The organism is Tunicatimonas sp. (genome assembly GCF_049647865.1).
Classification (GTDB): domain Bacteria; phylum Bacteroidota; class Bacteroidia; order Cytophagales; family Cyclobacteriaceae; genus Tunicatimonas.
Genome location: NZ_JBARYM010000372.1, coordinates 1 through 8090 on the forward strand (window position 1 = coordinate 1; position 8090 = coordinate 8090).

General features: G+C 45.4%; 7 protein-coding genes and 1 pseudogene. 6 read left to right on the top strand and 2 right to left on the bottom strand.

Annotated elements, in window-relative coordinates; genetic code table 11:
- Window positions 1-598, top strand: a pseudogene (locus WBA23_RS11215) (TonB-dependent receptor); the annotation flags it as partial.
- Window positions 599-600: 2 nt separating this feature from the next.
- The gene (locus tag WBA23_RS11220; protein ID WP_424582371.1) at window positions 601-1554 is read left to right on the top strand and encodes a DUF4249 domain-containing protein; all 954 of its coding nucleotides are present in this window, start codon (window positions 601-603) and stop codon (window positions 1552-1554) included.
- Window positions 1555-1875: 321 nt separating this feature from the next.
- Here the strand turns inward: WBA23_RS11220 and WBA23_RS11225 are convergent, their stop codons facing one another.
- On the bottom strand, window positions 1876-3597 hold the full coding sequence (locus WBA23_RS11225; RefSeq protein ID WP_424582372.1) for an IlvD/Edd family dehydratase: 1722 nt from the start codon (window positions 3595-3597) through the stop codon (window positions 1876-1878).
- Window positions 3598-3699: 102 nt separating this feature from the next.
- Entirely contained in the window at window positions 3700-4188 is a 489-nt protein-coding gene (locus tag WBA23_RS11230) for a peptide deformylase (RefSeq protein ID WP_424582373.1), read from the bottom strand.
- A gap of 242 nt (window positions 4189-4430) precedes the next feature.
- Between WBA23_RS11230 and WBA23_RS11235 the strand changes: the two genes are divergently transcribed.
- From WBA23_RS11235 to WBA23_RS11250, 4 genes are all read left to right on the top strand, one after another.
- On the top strand, window positions 4431-5267 hold the full coding sequence (locus WBA23_RS11235; protein ID WP_424582376.1) for a fumarylacetoacetate hydrolase family protein: 837 nt from the start codon (window positions 4431-4433) through the stop codon (window positions 5265-5267).
- Between the two features lie 27 nt (window positions 5268-5294).
- The gene (locus WBA23_RS11240) at window positions 5295-5528 is read left to right on the top strand and encodes a DUF433 domain-containing protein (RefSeq protein WP_424582374.1); all 234 of its coding nucleotides are present in this window, start codon (window positions 5295-5297) and stop codon (window positions 5526-5528) included.
- A gap of 53 nt (window positions 5529-5581) precedes the next feature.
- Window positions 5582-5737: a DUF5615 family PIN-like protein gene (locus WBA23_RS11245; protein WP_424582377.1), complete on the top strand. Its 156-nt coding sequence runs from the start codon at window positions 5582-5584 to the stop codon at window positions 5735-5737.
- 194 nt (window positions 5738-5931) lie between these two features.
- Window positions 5932-7521: an aldehyde dehydrogenase (NADP(+)) gene (locus tag WBA23_RS11250; protein WP_424582375.1), complete on the top strand. Its 1590-nt coding sequence runs from the start codon at window positions 5932-5934 to the stop codon at window positions 7519-7521.
- Window positions 7522-8090 lie beyond the last annotated feature (569 nt).

The following is an 8090-nucleotide window of genomic DNA, read 5'->3' on the forward strand; positions in this document are numbered from 1 at the left end:
GAACAGGGAAATAAACTTGGAAGATCAGATCGCGAGTGGCCAGGGCCAGGCCTACGGACTAGAACTACTTACGCAGCGGAACTCTGAAAAATTATCTACCTGGTTGGGGTATACTTGGTCGCGAAGTGAGCGGCAGTTTGACGAAATAAACGACGGTGAGTGGTTCCCCTTTCGCTACGACCGTCGGCACGAGATTGATTTCGGTGGGGTCCTTCATTGGAAGGAGAACGTTGATCTGTCCTGGGGATGGGGGTTCGCTACGGGTTTTGCCTTCACCCTTCCTACGGTTACATTTACTGAAATCGTACCCGCCCCCAATGAACCCGGGCAAGAGAATCAGGTTAGGACGGTGGCGGGCCCCCGAAACGGTCAGCGTACCCCCGCCACCCACCGGTTGGATGTGAGTATCTCGTTCCGTAAAGAGAAACGATGGGGTGAGCGAACCTGGGAGTTTGGTTTGTACAATTTCTATAACCGGAGGAACCCATTTATAGTAAATTTTTACAATCGGCGTTGGAATGAGAATGACGAATACAGCTTTTGGCAAATGAGCTTGCTACCGATACTTCCGATGGTTAGCTACCAATTTAAGTTTTAGTTATGAAACGTACCCTTATCGTAGGAACAATAGGCATTTTAGTACTAGTCGCCTGTCAGAAAGATATCGAGATAGATATTGCCCAAGAAGCGCCCCGTTTAGCGATCTATTCTATGCTACAGCCCGATAGTTTAGTTTCGGTTTGGGTATCTCATTCCAAGTCAGTAACGGATGCCAGCAGAATCCGGGCAGTGACTGAAGCTCAAGTAATTGTATCTTCCGACCAAGGATTAGTTGAAACGCTAACGTTGGTAGATTCTATGCGGGGGCAGTATCGGGCAAATTTCGCTCCTCAGCCCGGGGTAGCGTATCACTTATCGGTTACCGCCGAATCCTATCCCCCAGCTGAGGCTACCACTACGGTTCCAATACCGGTATCATTAGCTGATGTGAGCTATACGATTGTTCCGGCCAATAAACCGACCCAGTATCGCGACGATACTAATTTCGCCGATACGGTCACTCGCTACGCATTCGCCCTAACGTTTTCTGATCCGGCCTCAGAGAAAAATTACTACATGGTAAGTAACGCTTTGCAATACTGGGGCGTATTAGGTGCCTACCAATCTTCGGAAGGAGAGTGGGTTACCGAATACGATACCCTGGAAACCATTGCTTCTAATCATTCGGTTGATCCGGCTGTGCAAGACTTAGAATCTTTGACCTCCGAACCGTACCGGGGATACCAGGATTACTACTTTACCGACGAACTGTTTAATGGGCTAGAGTACACGTTTGATTACAAAGCGGAAGTGGATGAAGCTTTTCCGCTAAGCATGGTAGTTACCCTAACCACCTATCACGAAGACGCGTATCAGTACGTCCGGACTAGTTGGCAACAGGAATACTTTGACGATCTATTGTTTGAGATCGTGCCACTTGCTCAGAACATTAAAGGTGGCTATGGTATTTTCGGTAGTTTCAGTTACAGCAGAGTAATTGTTGAATTAAATTAATGTGTGATTTATGATCTACACTTTATTTTCAGCACCAATCTTTTGCACCACCGAAGCTAAAAATCAGAACTTGAAACAAGGCACCGTACAACTATTAGGGCTCGCGAGCTGAATAAGTAAAAGGGAAGACGTAACCTACGGTACAAAGTGGCGCTCTCGTGGCTTTAGCGGTCAAATCGTAACGCTCGACGAAGGTCGCTATCTTATTAACGACATGGCGAAATTATTAGGTGTTTTACAGCAGATTAGTCATGAAGCCCGAACAGCAGTGACCTTCAACTTTTGACTATGTAAGGAGTTATCGTTCGTTTATATAGCCGTTTAGTGTGAGTCTCGGAACACTTCACTTCCCGAACCACCCCGTAGGAAATCGAAGTCAGCACCCAAATCAGCCTGCTGCACATGGTCGATATACAATTGAGCATAGCCCCGACGGTAACCTAGGTTAGTGGCTTCCCACTGTTTTCGCCGCTCACCCAGTTCTTCGTCCGATACATCCAGATGTAGCTTACGAGCTTCTACATCAAGCTCAATCATATCACCTTCTTGCACCAACGCCAGGGTTCCACCAACCGCCGATTCGGGTGAAATGTGTAGTACCACGGTGCCGTAAGCCGTACCACTCATCCGTCCATCCGAGATACGAACCATATCTTCAATCCCCTTCGCCAGCACTTTTTTAGGAAGTCCTAAGTTCCCGACTTCCGGCATACCGGGATAACCTTTGGGGCCAACTTGTTTGAGTACCATTACGCAAGTTTCGTCAATATCCAGATCAGGATCATCGATGCGGGCATGGTAATCTTCAATTGTTTCAAAGACCACCGCCCGACCCCGGTGCTTCATTAGCGCTGGAGTAGCGGCCGAGGGTTTAATCACTGCGCCATTTTCAGCCAGATTTCCCTTAATAACCGCAATACCGGATCGTTCTTTAAACGGTTGTTCAATTTCGGCAATTACTTCCCGGTTGTAGCAAGGTACGGCTTCAGAATTTTCGCCAATCGTTTTTCCGTTTATCGTCATGGCATCCCAATGCAGGTGTTCTTTCAATTCTTTTAAGACGGCGGGAAGTCCTCCCGCGTAATAGAAATCTTCCATCAGGTATTTCCCTGAAGGCATAAGATTAACTAGTAACGGAATATCGTGGCCTAGGCGGTCGAAATCGTCCAGGTTTAATTCTACCCCGAGTCGTCCGGCAATCGCAAGCAGGTGAATAATGGCGTTGGTCGATCCGCCAATAGCCGCATTAGCTACAATGGCGTTTTCAAACGCTTCTCGGGTCAGAATTTTTGACATCTTCAAATCCTCATGAACCATCTCTACAATGCGCCGCCCCGCCATATGCGACAGGGTGCGCCGACGAGAATCTACCGCCGGAATAGCAGCATTGTGCGGCATCCCCATGCCTAATGATTCTACCATGCAGGCCATCGTAGAAGCCGTCCCCATCGTCATGCAGTGCCCCCGGCTGCGCGACTGGCAGCTTTCGGCATAGAAGAATTCTTCTTGGGTAATTTTACCCGCCCGCAAGTTTTCACTTAATTGCCACACTGCGGTGCCCGAACCAATTTCTCCCCCTCGGTATTTTCCGTTTAGCATCGGCCCGCCCGAGATAACTAGCGTGGGTAGGTCAACACTAGCAGCACCCATCATGGTAGAAGGAGTCGTTTTATCACAACCGCAGAGTAGAATAACTCCATCCATCGGATTACCCCGAATAGATTCTTCGGCATCCATGCTGGCCAGATTGCGGAACAGCATAGCGGTAGGCTTCAGTAAGGTTTCACCCAGCGACATAATCGGGAATTCAAAGGGAAAACCTCCGGCTTCGTACACCCCACGTTTCACGTATTCCGCTAACTCGCGAAAGTGAGCGTTGCAGGGAGTAAATTCTGACCAAGTATTACAGATGCCAATAATAGGGCGACCATCAAATGCATGATCGGGTAGTCCCTGATTCCGCATCCATGAGCGGTAGATAAATCCCATTTTATCGGTTTTGCCAAACCAATCGTGGCTGCGTAGTTTTTTCTGCTCAGGCATATATTCGGTAGTTAGGTTTTGTTCTATTGCCCAATATGCGGGTTGTAAGATGATTTTGCAAAGAGTAGGTGTGAGAATAGTCTAAATCATTTTTTACTATAGTCACGAACGCCACCGAAAAGACTTTTCGTCAATGGCCCGCAGGGTGCAGAGCACTCCGTTCAAGTGATCGTATTCATGTTGAACTAACTCGGCCAGATTGGGCTCTTCAATCAGCCATTCTTGTGGTTCAAAATATTCATTTAAGTAGTTTATTTTCAGTGACTTGTATCTGTCTACTTTAACTAAAAGCTTAGGAAAGCTCATACAATCATCCCAAAGGGTAAATTGATCGTCACTCGTCCAACTAATTTCGGGATTGATAATAACGTGAGGCTCCTTTACATTTAGGTAGAATAACCGTTTCATAATGCCCAACTGCGGAGCGGCAATGCCCCGACCAAAATGGTGCTTCGCCCGAATTTCTTCCATCACGTTATGTAAATCCCGTACCCACTCACCAATTAGCGGTTGATCAGTTTCCGTAACCGGTTCGCAGACTTTATAAAGTCGCGGATCGCCTAACAGTAGTAGATCGTTGAGGTGTTTCATTAGGTTAAGATTAATTGTAGTAAAATAGATAACTCTAATAATATTGCCAACCAGAAGGACAGTGCAAGGCTAGCAGTTACTAAGCTACATTGCTGTTTTCAATCAGCCATTTTCAAAAGAAAGCACTGTTTCTGACCAGCACTTTTCATAATTCAGCGACCTTTGGTTAAGACCTGGCTTAATTTGCAATGCTTACCAAAGGAGCTAAATTTGCTAATACTCACTACGCTAACGTAAAGCCCATGAAGTTATACCGAACCCCCCGTGGAATACTCCTCTATCATCAGAATCGCTACTTTATAAACACTGATTTAGAATGGGATGAATTGGTTAACCAGAGCAATCTGTTTAAAAAGATAGACGAACAGTTTAAGAACTGGGAAGAACTTGAAGATGGTGCAGAACTACTACACAGTGAACTTTTACCCCCTATTGGCCATCAGGAAGTTTGGGCTTCGGGGGTGACTTACTACCGGAGTCGAGACGCTCGGATGGAGGAATCTAAGGAAGCGGGGGGAGGAAGTTTTTATGATCGGATATACGACGCGGATCGGCCCGAACTGTTCTTTAAGGCTACGGCGGCTCGCACGGTAGGTCACGGCGATCAGGTGCGCATTCGTCAGGACTCTAGCTGGAATGTGCCAGAGCCGGAGTTGACTTTATTTATCAATTCGCAAGGAAATATTCAAGGTTATACCATCGGTAATGATATGAGTTCGCGCAGTATAGAAGGTGAGAACCCGCTGTATTTGCCCCAGGCAAAAAGCTACCGGGGAAGCTGTGCGATTGGCCCATGCCTTTTCATCACTGATCGACCTTTCTCGGAAGATGCTGATATACACTTAACCATTCGGCGGGGGGAAGAAGTGGCTTTTCGGGATGAAACCCAAGTCAATCAGATTAAACGCAAATTTGCCGATCTGGTCAGCTACCTCTACCGCGAAATGGACTTTCCTAGTGGATGTTACTTGATGACCGGAACTGGTATTATTCCTGATAATGACTTCACCTTGCAATCCGGTGATGAAGTTAGCATTACCATCGAACCGATTGGTACGTTAACGAATACGGTTGAATAATATTAACCTTTTAGTATATTTAGTAATATGAACACACGAGTCGATCGTATCACTATTGAGCCAGAAATCTGTCACGGTAAACCTATAATCAGAGGAATGAGGTGGCCAGTTAAGGTTGTTTTGGATATGTTAGGTTCAAGAATGACTCCGCATCAGATAATTGATGACCATCCTGAACTTGAAATTGATGATATTTATGCTTGTATACATTTTACCCGACTTTCTGTTTCAGGAGAAACCATGTCTTTAACAGACAAATGAAGTTTCTGTGCGATGTTCATATATCCATTAAACTATCGAAGTAAATTCAGGAAATTGGATTTCAGTCAGAGCATGTAAAAAATATTCTTGATAAATGGAACACTAAAGATAATGCTATCTGCCAATATGCTGATAAAAATAATCAGATTTTGATTACCAAGAATCAAGATTCTCGAAATTCATTTTTATTCAGAAAAACGCCCAAATAACTTATAAAAGTCAGTTTAGGTAATGAAGCAAATGCCGACCTGATCGAAGTAATTAAGCTACATATTGATATTTTAAGTTCTTTGAATAGTGAGAACGATAGTTTTATGGTTGAGATCAATAAAAACAATTTTTGGATAGTCACTCGCTAGAAGATATCACGAGTGTTTAGAACCTAATTAATAAATAAAGCACTATGCAAGTTACTGGTAATCAAATTATTGCAAATAATACATCGAAGTCTGGAGGTAATACCTTCTACGCTACCAACCCTACTACGGGTGAGCAAATGCCTACTGAATTTGCCGAAGCCACAGCAGATGAAATAGATCAAGCGGTACAAAAAGCAGAAGAAGCATTTGTTACCTATCGAAAAAAATCAGACCACGAGCGAGCTGATTTTCTGGATAAGATCGGCGAAGAAATTATGAACCTGGGCGATACCCTGCTGGAGCGGTGCCACCAAGAAACTGGTTTGCCTTTGGGTCGTTTAACCGGCGAGCGAGGGCGTACCGTTAATCAGCTCAAGCTATTTGCCGAGTTACTGCGCGATGGCTCTTGGGTTGATGCCCGGATTGATACGGCTGTCCCGGATCGGCAGCCGTTGCCTAAACCGGATATCCGGCAAATGCAGATCGCCTTGGGGCCAGTTGGTATATTTGGAGCCAGCAATTTCCCCCTGGCTTTTTCAGTAGCCGGGGGCGATACTGCTTCGGCTTTGGCAGCGGGCTGTACCGTAGTGGTAAAAGGCCACCCAGCTCATCCAGGTACATCCGAATTGGTAGGGCAGGCGATTGCCCAGGCAGTAGAAGCGAGTGGTATGCCCGCGGGTACTTTCTCGCTGGTGCAGGGAAAATCAGTAGAGGTGGGAATGGGAATCGTACAGCACCCGTTAATCAAAGCAGTTGGATTTACCGGTTCATTTCGAGGGGGAAAAGCTTTATTCGATGCTGCCAATCAGCGAGATGAACCGATTCCGGTCTACGCCGAAATGGGTAGTATTAATCCGGTATTTGTACTACCCGAAGCCTTACAACAACGCTCAGATGAAATTGCCGAAGGCTGGGTGGGATCACTAACATTGGGGGTTGGGCAGTTCTGTACCAACCCGGGAGTGCTCATCACTCAGAAATCGGATAATAGTACACAGTTCTTAAAAACAGCGGAGCAGTCGCTAAACAATGTATCAACCGATGCGATGCTTACGGAACAGATTAGTAAAGCTTACCAAAAAGGTGCCGATCAAATGGAGCGAACTGACAACGTGGCTACGGTAGCCAAGAGCAAACGCGCTGATACTGCTACGGCAAGCGAGGGTTATATTTTTAGTACTAACGCACAGAACTTTCTGAATCAACCTAACCTATCCGAAGAAGTATTTGGACCTTCTAGTCTGCATGTAGCCGCTCAATCGAAAGAAGAAATGTTAGAAGTAGCGAAAAATTTAGAAGGTCACCTGACTGCTACGTTACACGCAACCGATAAAGACTTAGAAGAATATACAGACTTGGTGGCTATTTTGGAACGCAAGGTTGGGCGTTTGTTGGTTAATGGATTTCCTACCGGAGTAGAAGTATGCCACTCAATGGTGCACGGGGGGCCGTATCCCGCTACTACCGACTCTCGAACCACATCGGTAGGAACTCTAGCAATAAAACGATTCACTCGGCCTATTTCTTACCAAAACTTCCCCCAAAATGGGCTGCCTACAGCTCTGAAGAATGACAATCCGCTTCGTATCTTTAGGTTGGTCAACGGAAAATTGACGAAAGAATTAACCAGCTAAAATTGTTAATCAGGTGAATGTATAAGTTGGCTAACTGCTTTATTATAGTTCATATGTAGTAGCAATTTCTGGGGATAATACAGAAATTCTCTTGCCGGTAAATGCCACGAGGTTGAGGTTTAGTGAATCCGGCCTCTCATACAGTAGACCCCAGAATTTGCCGGGCGCAGAACCTCATCTGGGGACAATGATTGCTTTTGTCCTTAAATTGGTGCACACATTTAACTATTTGGTGAGGTAACATTACTGCTGGCTGAAAGCAGCTGAATGAAAAGATTTAAACCCGTAAATCCCAATTTTCATTCAAGAAGAAATAATTGAGGGTTTATTTTCGTCAAACTATGATATACTTACGGTTGGGGTAGGAGCGCAGCGAGTACCGTTTAGTCAGTCGTTTTAGGTTGCTACTTTCTTTAAATCGTCGTATCTTACATAGTTACCTAACCTATTTACAATGAGATTTCTGGCAATAGCGTTGCTATTCGTTTCTACTTGGGCCTCTGCCTCCAAACTTTATATTCCAATGGATGGCACTCAAGCCAACCACCTTAAAGCCTACGGACTAACGT